The following is a 16,302-nucleotide window of genomic DNA, read 5'->3' on the forward strand; positions in this document are numbered from 1 at the left end:
CGGCGTAACAGGGCATTAGCTGGCGCCAGTTTATGCCCGCTTCGCCCTGACCTCAGGTTTTTAGGCAGGGCTGCGTCCCAGAAGATGCCCTTCTGAGGCACTGTAGATCGACAAGGGAATGATGCTCCCTCTGACTGCGGAGGAGGCATCGGCTGCAAAGCGCACGGGCGCAAATTCCGGCGAGTGGCCTCGGTCAGGTGTCTCGATCAGGACGTTCACAGTCTGACCCACAAATTTTTCAAGAAACGTATCGCGGTTTGCCTCGCCAACAGCTCTCAGCTGGGCTGCTCTGGCCTGACGTTCTCCGTTCGGTACGGCGGGCATTCGGGCGGCGGGTGTGCCGGGGCGTTCGCTGTAGGGAAAGACATGCAGGAACGGGATAGCCTGCTCTTCGATGAAGGAGAGGGTTTCGTTGAAAAGCGTGTCTGTTTCTGTCGGGAAGCCCGCGATGAGATCTGCACCAACACCAATATTCGGGCGTAAGGCGCGAGCATGTTGGAGCATGGACGCGACCTGCGTGGTGGTGTGTCGGCGTTTCATGCGCTTGAGGATGAGGTCGGAACCAGCCTGAAGAGACAGATGCAGATGTGGCATCAGGCGGGGCTCGTTTTCCAGAAGCCACCAGAGGTCCCGATCTCCCGTTTCCGGATCAAGAATGACAGGGTCGATGGACGACAGGCGCAGACGTTCGATGGCGGGAACGTCCTGCAGGAGCGTCCGGCACATCCGGCCCAGACCTTCGCCATCTGTGCCTTGCCATGAAGCAATATCAACACCCGTGAGAACGATTTCACGATGTCCGGCCTCGGTCAGGGCGCGGGCTCTCGAAATAGCTTCCGCTGTGGGGGTGGAGCGGGAGTCTCCCCGGCCATAAGGGATGATGCAGAATGTGCACCGATGATCGCATCCCTGCTGGACCTGAAGCAGAGCACGGGCATGCCGTGATGGCGGAAGGCCGGGCTTGCTGTCTCCCCATGTGGTGGGCTTGAGCTTGTCAGCGTTGGGCACAACCCGCACCACGCCGGGCAACTCCATCCAGCGCTTGGCGTCAATTTCCGACGCGCAGCCTGTCACGACTATTTTTGCATCCGGGCGCTCGCGGTGAGCGCGGCGGATGGCCTGCCTCGCCTGTCGCTCGGCTGTGGTCGTAACGGCGCATGTATTGACGATGATGGTGTCATCCTGCCCGCGGGCGTGATGCGCCATGCCGTCGCTCTCATGCGCGTTGAGACGGCAGCCGAATGTCAGAACGGAAGGGGATGTCACGGAAGCTTGCCATGGAAAACGGTTGTGGCCGGTCCGGTCATCAGGACGTCTCCGTTTTCCTGCCAGGTGATTTCTAGGTCTCCACCGTCCATGGTCACGAGGCAGGTCCGGTCTGCCAGGCCCCGGCGTACGGCATTTACCACGGCAGCGCAGGCTCCTGAGCCGCAAGCCAGTGTTAAACCCGCACCGCGTTCCCAGACGCGCAGACGCATGTGACCGGGGGTGATGAGATCCGCAAATCCGATATTGGCGCGCTGTGGGAAGAGCGGAGACTTCTCGAGAGAGGGGCCAAGGTCTTCTGCGCGCGACACGTCGCCGAAAACGGTCGCATGAGGATTTCCCATGGAGCAGGCGGCTGCATCATGCAGGGGCAGGTGAAGTGTGTCGCAATCCTTGGACAGCGGCACGTCCTGCCAGCCAGTTCGGGGAGCGCCCATATTCACCGTGATGCGATCGCCATCCTGTGACGTGAGGAGAAGTCCGGCCCGGGTCTGGAGAACGGGATTGTTACCAACGAGACTGGCAACACACCGCGATGCATTTCCGCAGGCGCCGGATTCCGACCCATCAGCATTGAAGAAACGGACCAGAACATCCGCACCTTCCAGGGTTGGGGCAGAGAGCAGGACGAGCTGGTCGCAGCCGATGCCGAAGCGTCTGTCGCACAGGTGCCGGATGGTGGCTTCGTCAAGGGCGGGGTCGGTTTCGCGGCCATCAATGACGATGAAATCATTGCCCAGGCCGTGCATCTTGGTGAAAGAAAGGGTCATGATGGTGCCTCCCATAGAGCATCCTGCGGGTTGACGCACGAGGAACATACCCTCATTTCGACAGGTCAGTCAGGAGGAGATGGATATGAGCGGCACGGAACAGGTTGAAGGTTTTCACGCAGCGGCGTTTACGCGCGTCAATAATGAACCGGATACGATCTTCTATGCGCAGCGTCTTCCGGATTCGCTGATGGACATGGGGGCCCGCACGGCAGTTGCGGCACTTTACCAGACATCTCTTCCCGTTGGGGGCACGGTTCTGGATCTGATGGCGGGGTCACTCAGCCATTACCCGGAAGAGGCACGCTTTCAGGATGCCATCGGACTGGGAGCGTCCAAGGCTGCGCTGGACACCAATCCTGTGCTGACGACACGGATCGTACAGGATCTGAACGCAGACCCCATCCTGCCGTTCGAAGACGACACAATTGACGCCATAACCCTGTGTGACGGGGTGGCATACCTGACGCAGCCGTTGAAAGTCCTGACGGAAGCCCTTCGTGTTCTGAAGGAAGGGGCTCCTCTGATTGTCACATTCTCAGATCAGTTTCATCAGCAGAAAGCTGTTGCAATGTGGCAGGCTCTGGAGCCAGAAGACCGTGCACGTCTTGTCAGTGTTCTTCTTTCGAAGGCTGGTTTTGGGGAACTCGACACAGGTGAAGTCGTTCCTCCGGAAGATCTGACGGCATGGCGTGACACGGTTCGGGCGGTTGTCGGGCGGAAGCCCAGGGGCTGATTTTGCCTGATTCGCAGGTTCGGATGCGTTACTTCTGGCATTTATGCTCGGAAGTCTTTATGCAGCGGCATCCCAGCCGCCGCTTTTTGCCGTCGGCGTGACGTTTGCCGAGTGTTCATTAAATATGCCTTTCCCCGATACTCATCCTGCCCTTCTGCGCGCCCTGACGGCGCGTGGCTACGAACAGCCCACTCCCGTTCAGGAAGCAGTTCTGCAGCCAGGGCTGGAGGATCGTGATCTTCTGGTTTCCGCCCAGACGGGTTCAGGCAAGACCGTAGCTTTTGGTCTGGCTATTGCGCCGACGCTGCTTGGTGAGGCTGATCGCCTCCCGCCGTCGCCACAGCCGCTGGCTCTGGTTATTGCCCCGACGCGTGAACTGGCCCTTCAGGTCCAGTCCGAACTTGAGTGGCTCTATGCCGAGACCGGCGCTCGTATCGCGAGCTGCATTGGTGGCACGGATGCCCGCCGTGAAGCCCGCGACCTCAGCCGTGGCGCCCACATTGTTGTGGGAACGCCAGGCCGCCTTTGTGATCATCAGTCCCGTGGTTCCCTTGACCTGTCCGGTCTGCGCTGCGTCATTCTCGACGAAGCTGACGAAATGCTGGACATGGGCTTCCGTGACGAGCTTGAGCAGCTTCTGGATGCGTCCCCATCCGAGCGTCGCACCCTGCTGTTCTCGGCAACGATTGCGCGCGAAATCGCGTCTCTTGCCAAGCGCTTCCAGAAAGATGCCAAGCGCATCGATACGGTTTCCGGCGCCAAGCAGCATTCTGATATCACCTACCGCTGCGTCGTAACGGCTCCGCAGGAAATCGAGCGTTCCCTCGTGAACGTTCTGCGTTTCTACGAAAGCCCGACGGCCATGGTGTTCTGCAACACCCGTATGATGGTTGGTCAGGTGCAGGCTGCTCTTCTGGAGCGTGGCTTCGCCTCTGTCGCCATTTCCGGCGAGATGGGTCAGAACGAGCGTAGCCGTGCGATCGAGAGCCTCCGCTCCGGTCAGGCCCGCGTCTGTGTCGCGACTGACGTTGCCGCCCGTGGCATTGACGTGCCAGCGCTGAATCTCGTGATTCACGCCAGCATCCCGACGGCTTCTGAAACCCTGCTGCACCGTTCTGGCCGTACCGGCCGTGCGGGCCGCAAGGGCACCAGTGTGCTGATGGTGCCGATGAACCAGCGCCGTCGTGCTGAGCGTCTGCTGGAAATGGCACGCGTGAAGGCCGAATGGGAAGCTGTTCCTACGGCTGACGCGATTGCCGCTCAGGACACGAAGCGCCTGCTGGACGATCCGATCCTCGCCAACGCATCCGAAGAGACGACGGATGAGCTGGTTCTGAAGCTGGCTGAAACCTACGACGCGAAGAAGCTCGCAGCAGCGCTGGTGCAGATGTACCGTGCTCGCCTGCCGAACGTTGAGCAGATCCGTGCGATGTCCGTCGAAGCTCCACAGAGCCGTGGCGATCGTCCGGAACGCGCACCGCGTGAAGAGCGCATCGTGTCGGGCGAATGGTTCAAGATGAGCGTCGGTCGTACAGAGCGCGCTGATCCGAAGTGGCTGATCCCGCTGATCTGCCGTCTTGGTAACGTTCAGAAGCGTGACATCGGCAGCATCCGCATCGAGCAGGATCAGACGTATTTCCAGATCACGGATGAGAGCGTCGAGCGCTTCAAGTCCTGTGTGGCTGGCGCTGAGCCTGACGAAGTGACGATCGAGCCGTCTGCTGAGCCTGCCGGTGGCAGCAGCTATGGTTCCCGTGGTCGTAACCCGGGCGAAGGCAAGCGCTTTGGTCGGTCCGGCGGTGGCGCTGGTGGCGGCTTCAAGGGCGGCCCGCGCGGTGGCGGTGCTGGCGGCGGTTACAAGGGCCGTGGCGGTTCCGGTTTCGGTCGTCCGAAGCCGGGTGCTGGTGGCTCGTCAGGTGAAGGTGCGAGCCGCAAGCGTCGTTCCTGATTTCTGATCTTACGTCAGAACTGAAAACCCCCGCCGGAGCGATCCGGCGGGGGTTTTTCTTTATTAGGTCCTGGAAGACCCTTCTGCGAGAAGGGCATCACGGGCAGCCCTCAATGTATCGGAGAGCTTTTCTTCGGGTACTTTGAGGTGAAGTTTTTCCATGGTTTCCAGCAGGGCCTCGGCGACCATCAAGCGGGCTGCCCATTTATGGTCAGCAGGGATGATGTGCCAGGGGGCTTCCGGAGTAGACGTTGCCTGAATGGCAGCCTCGTAAGCTTTGGTGTAATCCGGCCACTTCTCACGTTCGGCTAGATCCGATGGAGAAAATTTCCAGCGCTTCTCCGGTTGGGTCAGGCGTTTGAGAATACGTTTCTTCTGCTCGTCCGCAGAGATATGTAGAAAGAGCTTCAGAATGATGACGTTCTGGTGCGTCAGGTAGCTTTCGAAGTGCCGGATGTCAGCCAGTCTCCGGTCCCAGAAACCGGGCTCATCCGGGTTGAGCCCGCGTGCTCTGACGATGTCCGGATGCACACGTGCGATCAGAACATCCTCATAGTGGCTGCGATTGAAAACCGCGATTTCGCCCCGGGCCGGCGCCATCAGATGCACACGCCAGAGGTCATCACGCTTTTCTGCGGCACCGGCGGGTGTCTTGAAGGATGTGACGTGAAAGCCCTGTGGGTTCAGACCGGAAAAGGCATGGCGGATAGCGCCATCCTTTCCTGCCGTATCCATCCCTTGCAGCACGACCAGAATACCGTGGGACCCATGGGCCGCCAGACGCCCTTGCAGAATAGCCATCCGGTCCACGCAGTCCCGAATGCGGGTATGGGCACTTTTCTTGTCGTGCCCAATCCGGTCATCGGTTCTGAAGTCGGTCAGTTTGAACTTCGTGCCGTCCGTAATTGTGAGGCGCGAGGGAATACCGCTTTCAGCCGACATGACGGTTCACCGCAAGGCCACCAGAAGCCTGACAGACAGGCATGATCTCCATTGTGTTGACGTTCACGTGCCACGGCAGGCCCACGAGCCAGGAGACTGTTTCTGCAATGTCCTGCGGTGTCAGGGGCGTGGTGTCTTTGTAGACAGCGGCTGCCTTGTCGTCGTCCTTGAGGCGAACAGAGCTGAATTCGCTTCCGCCACACAGGCCAGGTTCAATATCTGTAACGCGGATGCGCTTGCCCAGAAGATCCGTTCGCAGGTTCTGGCTGAACTGCCGCACGAACGCCTTGGTGGCGCCATAAACATTGCCGCCAGTGTAGGGGTAGAGGCCCGCAGTGCTTCCGAGCATGATGATATATCCGGAGTTGCGCTCAACCATTCCGGGCAGCAGTGCGTGGGTCATTTCCACCAGACCAGAGACGTTGGTGGCGATCATCGTTTCCCAGTTATCGATCTTGGCTTCCTGTGCGGGCTCCATACCGAGTGCAAGGCCCGCGTTGTTGACCAGAACGTCCACGGTTCGCCAGTTTTCCGGCAGGCTGCCTGGCAGTGCGCGGAGTGCGTCGCGGTCCGTCATGTCCAGAGGGAAGGGGAGAAGATTGTCCCCGAGTTCGGCTTTCAGGGCCTCAAGACGTTCTGCCCGTCTTCCTGTGGCGATGACGCGATGGCCATCCTGTACGAGGCGTGTGGCGATGGCGTGTCCGAAGCCGGCAGTGGCACCGGTCACGAGAACGGTAAGGGACATGAAGACCTCCATAAAACTCTCGACATGGGAACGCTTGCAAAGAGGCACGAGATGCACCCATTTGTAGAGAATGAAGAAAACACTCGCCGGACAGAATGACAACCTGACAGGCATGCTCCTGGTTGCGGCGCCGCAACTGGCGGAGACAGTCTTCGCCCAGAGCGTGATCTATCTCTGTGCTCACTCCCCCGAAGACGGGGCGATGGGGCTGATTATCAACCGTCGTCTGGCCCAGCCGGGTTTGGATGATCTTTTTGCGCAGCTCGGAATCGAGCCAAACCCTCCGGAACGCCGGATTGCCGTCTGTATGGGTGGCCCTGTCGATCATTCACACGGGTTTGTTCTGCATTCGACCGACTGGAACGGAGAGGGCAGCCTGGGCGTCAATGATCAGGCGACGTTGACGGCCAGTCTGGATGTGCTGCGGGAGCTTGCTGCGGGGCAGGGCCCCAAGCGGGCATTGATGGCCATTGGCCATGCATCCTGGGCACCGGGTCAGCTTGAAGAAGAGATCCTGAGGGATAGTTCATGGCTGGTTGCGCCGGCCAGTGATGAGATTGTCTTTGGCATGGATCATTCGAAAAAATGGGGAAAGGCATTGGCGGCCATCAATATTGATCCGCTGCTGCTCTCCTCCGCTATGGGTGAAGCCTGACCGATTTATTCGGAGCAACGACTTTTGACAGACATGAGGATTTTCAGATCATGAATCAGACAACCCGTATCCTTCACGTTTATGAGCATTGCCCGTTTTGCGTGAAGGCCATGATGATTTTTGGCCTGAAAAACATCCCGTTCGAGAAGCGTATTTTCCTGAATGACGACGAAGCTGGCCCGATCAGTATGGTTGGGAGAAAGGTTGTCCCGATTCTGGAGGAGAACGGTCGATACATGCCGGAGAGCATGGATATCGTCTCCCATATTGATGGAGTTGGCGCGCCGGTTCTGAATGGGCCGGTTCGCAAGGACATTGCAGACTGGCTGCGTGCAAGCAGCAAGGCCACGTATCGACTCTTCCTGCCGCGTGCAGTTTGCGCACCCTTGCCTGAATTCGCGACAACGTCTTCCCGGGCGGGCTTTATTCGTCGCAAGGAAGAATCTACCGGCCCGTTCTGGGAAATTCTGGCGGATGGCTCAAAGGAAATTGCAGAGCTGAACGCATTGCTGGAAGAGCTTGAACCCCTGATCCAGTCTCCTGAAGCCGTGAATGGCACGCTTTCCACAGACGATATCCATCTGTTTGCCCAGCTTCACAGCATGTCACTCATCAAAGGGCTGCGTTACCCGCTCGGGGTTGAGGCTTACCGTCAGACCATATCTGAAAAATCCGGTGTGAGCCTGCTGGATGGGTTTGCGGCCTGATGGAAGGCTATTGCAGGACATCTTGAAACCGTCTCGTCAGATGGATGGAGATGTCCTGCAACGCACCGGCTAGGCATCCACTGTCCGTATGGTTACGATTTCGCATCTGATGCAGGAGAAGACGATGCGGAATACGATTGGCGCAGGATTGTTACTGGCCCTGATGAGCGGGAGCACGCTTGCCGCAGCTCCCCAGCATCATGACGCCGCAACGCAGGCCCTGAACCTTGCTGAGCAGGCCATAGCCCTGCGATCTGTTGCGGGGCCAGCCAACCAGACACCACAGGTCGCAGCCCTTTTCCGGGAAGCTCTGGTTAAGGGAGGTTTTGCGCCTGCTGATGTGACGATCACGCCCTACAAGGATACAGCGTATCTGATCGCCCGTTGGCCTGGCCGTGATTCGTCTCTCAAGCCGCTGGTGATTTCCGGCCATATGGATGTGGTTGAAGCCAAGGCATCTGACTGGACGCATGATCCTTTCAAACCACAGATTGAAAATGGCTATCTGCTCGGCCGTGGCTCAACGGACATGAAGCTGGATGATACACTGGCTATTTCTGCTCTGCTGGAGCTAAAAAAAGAAGGGTACGTGCCCCGCCGGGATATCATCATCGAGTTCTCGGGAGATGAAGAGACGACGATGGCAACTGGCGCCATCATCGCTGACAAGTTGTCCAATGCCGAACTTGTTCTGAACATGGACGGGGCCAATGGCACGTTGGATGAAAAGACGGGGAAGCCAGATTATTTCACATGGGAAGGTGCGGAAAAAACCTACGCTGATTTCCGTCTGACCGTGACGAACCCCGGTGGTCACTCTTCGGAGCCGAGATCCGTCAATGCCATTGATGAGCTGAGTGCCGATCTTCTGCGGATCCAGCAACATCGCTTCAAACCGGAAGTGAATGACCTGAGCCGTAGTTTCTTTGTCAACGCGGCTCGCTGGCAGAAGCCTGATATTGCGGCGGCCATGAAGGCGTTCGCAGCCAATCCAGCCAATGAAAAGGCCATTGCCACGCTATCGGCTGACCCGTCCTTTGTGGGGCGGATTGGCACAACCTGTGTGGTCACGATGATTGAAGGTGGTCATGCGCTCAATGCGCTTCCTCAGCGGGCGACGGCTAATATCAATTGTCGCATCTTTCCGGGGCATTCCCGGGCTTCGATCATGGCTGAACTGCGCGACGCGGCGCAGGACCCGGGTATGAAGGTTGAAGACGCGACAGAAGGGTCCGTTGAAACTGCTGCCTCTCCCATGCGGCCTGATGTGGTGCATGCGATTGATGCCGCTATTCATGCGGTTTATCCGGATGTGCCGGTCTTTGCAGCCATGTCATCCGGAGCGAGCGACAGCATGTGGTTCCGCTCTCATGGTGTTCCCAGCTATGGCATCAGCCCGATCTTCATAAAGAATTCAGACTCCTTCATGCATGGATTGAATGAACGGACGCCGGTTTCCGCCGTTGGTCCGGCAATGGATGCGCTTCTGGTTTTGATTCCGGAGCTGTCTCACTAAGAGAAAGGCTTTGTAGATGCGGAGTGTTGCTGTCTGTTTGGGCGTGGTTCTGGCGGGAGCGACGATGGCTCATGTCGCGATGGGGAGGCCAGCTCCTGAACAAAATCAGCTTTCCGGGCGGTACAGTACGCATTTCCAAAACGGTGACGTGTCGGGTGATACCTATTGGAGCGACAATGTTCTGGAGGTTGTGCCCGTCAGCGCAGAGGCGGCCTATCTGCGAATAGAAACACAGTTCTTCAATGGGCACATGTGTTCCCTGTCAGGCATCGGCCGCATGGAGGGAGAGGCTCTGGTGTATCAGGAACCGCCCTTCATGGCCGGTGAGAAGCCCTGTCGCCTGACGCTTCGCCGGACTGGGAAAGATGTTGTTTTGCAGGATGCTGACAGTGCTTGTCGGGTTGGGCATTGTGGCGCGCGAGGATCGTTTAATGGGCAGACCTTCCCACTCTCCAGCCATCGCGCCATTACCTACATGCCCAGGCTCAAAGCATCGCGGCAATATCAGGCAGCCTTGAAAGCCTGGGCTGCCTCTCCGAACCATTCGGATCATGCGGCCCAGGCAGATCAACCTTAGGGCTTTAAAGCGTCACCCAGGAACTCTGCACGACGCTGGCTTACGCGTGCGCGTAAAAGCGGATCAGGCAGCATATGCGTGCCGGGGAGCAGAAGGAGATCGTAAGGTTTTCCGGCTTTCAGAAGGGCCTGTGTCAGCTTCATGGTATTTTCGAAGTACACGTTGTCGTCTGTCAGGCCGTGCATGACCAGAAGGGGGCGTTTCAGGCCGTCCGCATAGGTTAGGACGTTGCTTTTGCGATATCCTTCCGGGTCGTTCTGCGGGGTGTTCAGGTAGCGTTCGGTATAGGCGGTGTCGTAATCGGCGAAATCGACAGGGGGGGCACCTGCAACGCCGACTTTGAAGACGTCCGGACGGCGGATGGTGGCCATTGCCGTGAAGTAGCCCCCGAAAGACCAGCCATAAACACCCACCCGTGACAGATCGAGTTCAGGGTAGGTTTTGCCCAGCCCTTGCAAGCCATCGATCTGGTCCTGAAGGGGAGCATCGATCAGGTTGCCTTTGATGGCACGCTCAAAGTCATGATCCCGACCCGGAGTGCCGCGTCCATCCAGCGTGACAACGACATAGCCCTGATTGGCGAGGCACTGGTCTTCCAGAAAGCTCGATGGTGTATCGTGCACCAGCTTTACGCCGGGGCCGCCATAGACGGACAGCACGACCGGATAGTGATGGCCCTTCTGAAAATGCTCTGGCCGGATGATCGCTGCATCGAGTTGTCGTTCCCCGGCCGTCGTGAACTGTACGTGGACGGGAAGGTGAGGGGGCTGCGCAATACCCGGGAGGCTGGCCAGGATTTTCCCTTTTGCGTCTCGCAGAAGAGTGCGCCGACTTCCGTCAGCGGCGGCAAACGCATCGACCAGCAGGCGATGGGTGCCATTGGTGAAATGGACATTGTGGATGCCCGGCTCAGTGATGAACGGAGTGATCTTGCCGTCTGCGAGTGAAATCCGGACGACCTCGTTATCAATTCGGTTCGGGCGTACCGTCACGACAACGCTGTTGCTGTCTGCGTCGTAATCATTGAACGCGACGTAAGGGAGGGTATCGGGCGTCAAAACCCGCTTCAGTGACCCGTCTGCGGCGTGATGTTCAAGCTGCCACGTTTTTCCGCGCTCCGAGGCCCAAAGGAAACCCTGTTGACCGTTCAGCATGACGGGTAAGGCATGGCTGCCACCGGCGTCTCGTGGATCAAGATTGAGCCAGGCCTTGTCGCTTTCTGCGAGGAGGAGCGTCGTTTTGCCTGTTGCTGGATCAACGGACAGAACCTGTTCCTGCGTCTGTTCCCGGTTGAGCAGAACAAGGAACAGGCCACCGTTCTTCCGCCAGACCGCACGTGCCATGTAGGGCCATGCTTCATGATCCCAGCCAATCCAGCGAACGTCTCCGCCTTTGATCCTGGTGAGACCAAAACGTGTTCGTGCATTGGGCGTGCCAGCGCGCGGATAACGGAACTCGACCGGAGCCGCCTGCGGCGTCTCTGGATTGGTGATGTAATGTTTTTCGACGTTGCCTGAATCAGCTTCTTCGAACAGCACGGTCTGACTGTCCGGAGACCACCAGGCGCCATCCGGGCGCTCCAGTTCTTCTGCTGCGGCAAATTCGGCCAACCCATTGGTCAGCGTTTCTGTGCCTGTAGTGGTCAGCCGTGTTTCGGCGCCCGTTACCAGATTGACCGCGTAGAGATCATTGTCCCGCACTGCGGCAATGGTCTGTCCGTCCGGGGAAAGGCGGGGGGCGATCCAGTTGCCATCAACGGAAGACACCCGGCCGTCATCAGCGGCAATGCGGATGAGGCGTCCACCCTGAGATGCCAGGATCGTGCCGCCATCTTCGCTCATCTGATAGTCGGTGATGCCAGACATGGACTGACGGGCCCGCTCTCGCCGGGCTTTCTCCTCAACGGACAAGTGCTCTGGGCCCGCTTCCGGGGCTGCAAGTTCGTGCAGCGAATGGTCAGGCAGATCGTAGCGAAACAGATGCAGGCGTGTGTCGAACGGGCCAGAACGCAGGAAGAGAACCGAATGCCCGTCCGGTGTCACTTCTGATCGTGTGGGCAGACCCAGCGTTCCGTTCCGTGTTTTGGCAAGATCGAGCATGCACGATGCAGGCTCGGAGGCCATGGCCGGTAAGGCGGGAAGCAGGGAAGACAGGAACGCGCAGGACAGCAGGGCTCTGCGGAGACGGAATGACGGCATGGCGGCTCCGGGACAGGAAAAGTTTTGACATCAATCATGGACTGACCTGTCGTTCCTGAACAGAGTGCACGAGCATGAGAAGTCGCCTTGCTCACGATGATGAGAGCGGGGCCGATTTTACCGGGACTGATCCACCGTTGAGGTGTTGTGTGTCATGGTCTGTCTCAGAAGAGGAACCTGATGGATATGCAGTATCGTCAGCTAGGTCGCTCCGGCCTTAAAATTTCCGCACTCAATTTTGGCTCTGTGACGTTCGGCGGGCAGGGCGATTTCGCTTCCACCGGCAATGTTGACGTCTTAGAGGCCACACGCATGGTGGATCTCTGCGTCGAGCATGGCGTCAACATGTTTGATACAGCCGATGGCTATTCGGGTGGAGAAGCCGAAGAAATCCTTGGTCGTGTTCTGAAAGGCAGAAGCCGGGAGCTGCTTGTGACCAGCAAAGTCCGGTTTCCGACGGGCAAAGGCCCGAACGAAGAGGGCCTGTCGCGGCATCATATTCTGAATGCCTGTGATGACAGCCTGCGTCGTTTAGGGCGAGACCATATTGATCTCTATTATCTGCATGAATGGGATGGTCTGACGCCGGTTGAAGAGACGCTGGAGGCACTTCAGACGCTTCGGGATCAGGGTAAGATCCGCTATGCGGGACTTTCCAATTTTGCTGGCTGGCAAGCCATGAAGCTTCTGTCTGCCGCGGAGCGGGACCGTCTCATTACGCCGGTTTCCGAACAGATCTATTATTCTCTGGAAGCACGGGATGCGGAATATGAGCTTCTGCCACTCGCTGTGGATCAAGGACTGGGCGTCCAGATCTGGAGCCCGCTGGCCTGTGGGCTGCTGACGGGCAAATATCGTCGCGGGAAGACGGCGCCTGCGGATAGCCGCCGTATTTCGGGTTGGCCAGAACCGGAAGTCCGCAATATCGAAAAACTCTACGATACGGTTGAAGTGTTGGTGGAGATCGCAGAGGAACACGATGTCTCGCCTGCACGCGTTGCGCTGGCGTGGTTGCTGCACAAACCGGGTGTGACGTCCGTAGTGATTGGAGCCCGTAAGGAAACCCAGTTGCTGGATAATCTTGCTGCGGCATCATTGCGTCTGACAAAGGCACAAGTCGCACGGCTTGACGATGTCAGCGCGCCGGATCTGATTTATCCATACTGGCATCAGCAGCGGAATGCGTTTGGCAGACTGTCGGAGGCCGATATGGTCTTGCACGGGCCAGCGAAACGTCATCGGGATGCCCTTGAAACAAAAAAATGAGTGCCTAAATATTCATCACCGGTCGTCGCCTTCGGGGGCGACCGAGACACCATATGCCGCCGATACGGGGCATGAGAGGACATATTAGAATGGACATTCAGAAATTCACTGAGCGGAGCCAGGGTTTCCTTCAGGCCGCACAGACTATTGCCCTTCGAGATTACCATCAGCAGTTGACGCCGGAGCATATTCTCAAGGCCCTGCTGGATGATGATCAGGGCGCTGCATCCGGCCTTATTCGGGCTGCGGGTGGTGATCCAAAAGTTGTTCAGACTGCCAATGATGCAGCACTTGCCAAGCTTCCGAAGGTTCAGGGCGGCGGTGCAGGTCAGCCGCAAGCCACGCCTGATTTCGTAAGGCTGTTGGATTCCGCTGAAGCCGCTGCAAAAGCCGCAGGTGACAGCCACGTTGCGCAGGACCGCCTGCTCGTGGCCATTGCGGCGAGCGGATCAGCTGCGGGTAAAGCACTGGTTGAAGGAAAGGCCGATGCCTCTGCGCTGGAACGTGCCGTTGCACAGATCCGCAAAGGGCGGACAGTGACCAGCGCATCTGCCGAGAATACGTTTGACGCGCTGAAGAAGTATGCGCGTGACGTTACGGCGATCGCCCAGGCTGGCAAGCTCGATCCGGTGATTGGCCGTGATGAAGAAATCCGGCGCACCATTCAGGTTCTGGCCCGCCGCAGCAAAAACAACCCGGTTCTGATTGGTGAGCCAGGCGTTGGTAAGACCGCAATCGTTGAAGGTCTGGCGCTGCGTATCGTTAATGGCGATGTGCCAGAAGCGCTCCGAAACAAGAGACTGATGTCGCTCGACATGGGCGCGCTGATTGCAGGTGCGAAGTTCCGTGGTGAGTTTGAAGAGCGTCTGAAGGCAGTTCTTAAAGAAGTTGAGACGGCCGAAGGCGAGGTCATTCTCTTCATCGACGAGATGCACACGCTGGTGGGCGCTGGCCGTTCCGACGGTGCGATGGATGCGTCCAATCTTATCAAACCGGAACTTGCTCGCGGGACGCTGCACTGCATTGGTGCGACGACACTCGATGAGTACCGCAAGTACATCGAGAAAGACGCCGCGCTTGCCCGTCGTTTCCAGCCGGTTTTCGTCGGTGAGCCATCTGTCGCGGATACGATCTCTATTCTGCGTGGCATCAAGGAGAAGTACGAACTTCACCATGGTGTGCGCATCACGGATAATGCCATCGTCTCTGCTGCAACGCTTTCCAACCGTTATATTACGGATCGCTTCCTGCCGGATAAGGCCATTGATCTGATTGACGAAGCTGCCAGCCGTCTGCGGATGCAGATTGACAGCAAGCCTGAAGCTCTGGACGAACTCGATCGCCGCATCATTCAGCTGAAGATCGAGCGTGAAGCCATCCGTAAGGAAGACGACACGGCGTCCAAGGATCGTCTGCAGGCTCTTGAGGCCGAACTGGCTGATCTGGAAGAGCAGTCCGATGCGATGGGTGCCGAGTGGCACGCCGAAAAGGATCGCGTGAACGCCATTCAGAAGCTGAAGGAGCAGTTGGATACAGCACGCTCCGATGTGGATGTGGCGCAGCGTCAGGGAAATCTCGCGAAGGCTTCCGAGCTGATGTACGGCCTGATTCCAAACCTGGAAGCTCAGATCGCGAAAGCGCAGGAAGAGGAAGACGCAGCATCTAAATCTGGCTTGTTCGCTGATAGCGTCACGGATCAGGGCATTGCATCGGTTGTGTCCCGCTGGACGGGTATTCCGGTAGATCGGATGCTCGAAGGCGAGCGCGCCAAGCTCATGCGGATGGAAGATACGCTGCGTGAGCGTGTGGTTGGGCAGGAGCAGGCTCTGGTCGCTGTCGCCAATGCTGTGCGTCGTGCCCGTGCAGGACTTCAGGATCCGAACCGCCCGATTGGGTCGTTCCTGTTCCTTGGTCCGACTGGAGTGGGCAAGACCGAGCTGACGAAGGCTTTGGCCCAGTTCCTGTTCGATGACGAGAAGGCCCTGCTGCGGATCGACATGAGTGAATTCATGGAGAAGCATGCAGTGTCGCGTCTGATTGGCGCACCTCCGGGATATGTTGGGTACGACGAAGGTGGTGTGCTGACAGAAGCTGTGCGTCGTCGTCCTTATCAGGTCATCCTGTTTGACGAGGTGGAGAAGGCCCATGAGGACATCTTCAACATCCTTCTTCAGGTGCTCGATGATGGCCGTCTGACGGACGGGCAGGGCCGTGTTGTGGACTTCCGCAATACGATCATCGTTCTGACGAGTAACCTTGGTTCAGATGTTCTCGCCAATCAGGAAGATGGTGAATCGCCGGAACTGGTTCAGGCGCAGGTCATGCAGGTGGTGCGCAATCACTTCCGGCCGGAATTCCTGAACCGTCTGGATGAGATCATTCTATTCTCCCGTCTGCAGCGCGCGGATATGGGACGGATTGTCGATATCCAGCTGGGTCGCCTGCGTCAGCTTCTGGAAGATCGCAAGATCACACTGGATCTGGATCAGAAGGGGACCGAGTGGCTGGCCGAAGCAGGATATGATCCAGTCTATGGCGCCCGTCCGCTGAAGAGGGTGATCCAGCGTAGCCTTCAGAACCCTCTGGCAGGACTTCTGCTGGATGGAACCATCCGGGATGGCGACACCATCACCGTCTCTGCAGACGATAAAGGGCTGACGATTAATGGTCGTTTGTCCTCCGCAGACTGATTGTCGCGGAAAACCGGGACTTTCGAAGAAAGCGCCAGATTTTTCTGGCGTTTTTTTTTGATTTTTTTAGTTTTGTTTTGTGAATGGAAAGTGTGTGTAAGGGGGGAAAGTGCAGGAAATCTGTGGGTTAGTTGTGTGGATAAGTGTCGTATGATGATTGTTTGACAGTGATGTGTGGTGGCCGTATAAGCCCGTTCACCGACGCGGCGGGGCCTTCTTCGAGGGCTTGGCCGGGACGGATTGAGATGATGATCTTTGAAAATTGAATATGGAATTGGAAGGGATA

At 57.9% G+C, this 16,302-nt stretch carries 13 protein-coding genes; 8 read left to right on the forward strand and 5 right to left on the reverse strand.

Annotation, left to right across the window (positions count from 1 at the left end; genetic code table 11):
• Positions 1-60: 60 nt before the first annotated feature.
• Both KP707_RS14925 and dapF read right to left on the reverse strand, forming a co-directional pair.
• Positions 61-1,266: a MiaB/RimO family radical SAM methylthiotransferase gene (locus KP707_RS14925; RefSeq protein WP_211506657.1), complete on the reverse strand. Its 1,206-nt coding sequence runs from the start codon at positions 1,264-1,266 to the stop codon at positions 61-63.
• The gene (gene dapF / locus KP707_RS14930) at positions 1,263-2,036 is read right to left on the reverse strand and encodes a diaminopimelate epimerase (RefSeq protein WP_211503550.1); all 774 of its coding nucleotides are present in this window, start codon (positions 2,034-2,036) and stop codon (positions 1,263-1,265) included. Before dapF ends, KP707_RS14925 begins: the two co-directional genes overlap by 4 nt.
• Positions 2,037-2,121: 85 nt before the next feature.
• On the opposite strand from dapF, the gene KP707_RS14935 reads away from it, so the two are divergent.
• Together KP707_RS14935 and KP707_RS14940 are read left to right on the forward strand one after the other, a co-directional pair.
• Positions 2,122-2,772 (forward strand): class I SAM-dependent methyltransferase, encoded by a 651-nt coding sequence (locus KP707_RS14935; RefSeq protein WP_174694804.1) that lies wholly within the window; start codon positions 2,122-2,124, stop codon positions 2,770-2,772.
• A gap of 124 nt (positions 2,773-2,896) precedes the next feature.
• Entirely contained in the window at positions 2,897-4,720 is a 1,824-nt protein-coding gene (locus KP707_RS14940; protein ID WP_174694805.1) for a DEAD/DEAH box helicase, read from the forward strand.
• A gap of 63 nt (positions 4,721-4,783) precedes the next feature.
• Here the strand turns inward: KP707_RS14940 and KP707_RS14945 are convergent, their stop codons facing one another.
• On the reverse strand, positions 4,784-5,662 hold the full coding sequence (locus tag KP707_RS14945) for a PPK2 family polyphosphate kinase (RefSeq protein WP_086633337.1): 879 nt from the start codon (positions 5,660-5,662) through the stop codon (positions 4,784-4,786).
• Entirely contained in the window at positions 5,652-6,407 is a 756-nt protein-coding gene (locus tag KP707_RS14950) for an SDR family NAD(P)-dependent oxidoreductase (protein ID WP_211503549.1), read from the reverse strand. Before KP707_RS14950 ends, KP707_RS14945 begins: the two co-directional genes overlap by 11 nt.
• A 70-nt stretch (positions 6,408-6,477) precedes the next feature.
• Between KP707_RS14950 and KP707_RS14955 the strand changes: the two genes are divergently transcribed.
• The 4 genes from KP707_RS14955 (at position 6,478) to KP707_RS14970 (ending at position 9,862) form a co-directional block, all read left to right on the forward strand.
• The gene (locus tag KP707_RS14955; RefSeq protein WP_046900835.1) at positions 6,478-7,062 is read left to right on the forward strand and encodes a YqgE/AlgH family protein; all 585 of its coding nucleotides are present in this window, start codon (positions 6,478-6,480) and stop codon (positions 7,060-7,062) included.
• A gap of 50 nt (positions 7,063-7,112) precedes the next feature.
• A complete protein-coding gene (gene grxB, locus KP707_RS14960; RefSeq protein ID WP_211503548.1) occupies positions 7,113-7,769 on the forward strand; it encodes a glutaredoxin 2 in 657 nt (218 codons plus the stop codon).
• Between the two features lie 124 nt (positions 7,770-7,893).
• Positions 7,894-9,285 (forward strand): M20/M25/M40 family metallo-hydrolase, encoded by a 1,392-nt coding sequence (locus KP707_RS14965; RefSeq protein WP_211503547.1) that lies wholly within the window; start codon positions 7,894-7,896, stop codon positions 9,283-9,285.
• Positions 9,286-9,301: 16 nt separating this feature from the next.
• Positions 9,302-9,862, forward strand: coding sequence for a hypothetical protein (locus KP707_RS14970; protein ID WP_086633332.1), 561 nt, complete (start codon positions 9,302-9,304; stop codon positions 9,860-9,862).
• On the opposite strand, the gene KP707_RS14975 is transcribed toward KP707_RS14970, so the two are convergent.
• Positions 9,859-12,060: a DPP IV N-terminal domain-containing protein gene (locus tag KP707_RS14975; RefSeq protein ID WP_211503546.1), complete on the reverse strand. Its 2,202-nt coding sequence runs from the start codon at positions 12,058-12,060 to the stop codon at positions 9,859-9,861. The two genes, KP707_RS14970 and KP707_RS14975, sit on opposite strands and share 4 nt — an antisense overlap.
• Before the next feature lie 186 nt (positions 12,061-12,246).
• Between KP707_RS14975 and KP707_RS14980 the strand changes: the two genes are divergently transcribed.
• Positions 12,247-13,326, forward strand: coding sequence for an aldo/keto reductase (locus tag KP707_RS14980; RefSeq protein WP_211503545.1), 1,080 nt, complete (start codon positions 12,247-12,249; stop codon positions 13,324-13,326).
• Between the two features lie 89 nt (positions 13,327-13,415).
• A complete protein-coding gene (gene clpB, locus KP707_RS14985) occupies positions 13,416-16,016 on the forward strand; it encodes an ATP-dependent chaperone ClpB (RefSeq protein WP_211503544.1) in 2,601 nt (866 codons plus the stop codon).
• Positions 16,017-16,302: the final 286 nt, after the last annotated feature.

It is taken from the genome of Gluconobacter sp. P5E10 (genome assembly GCF_018812145.1).
Lineage (GTDB): Bacteria > Pseudomonadota > Alphaproteobacteria > Acetobacterales > Acetobacteraceae > Gluconobacter > Gluconobacter cerinus.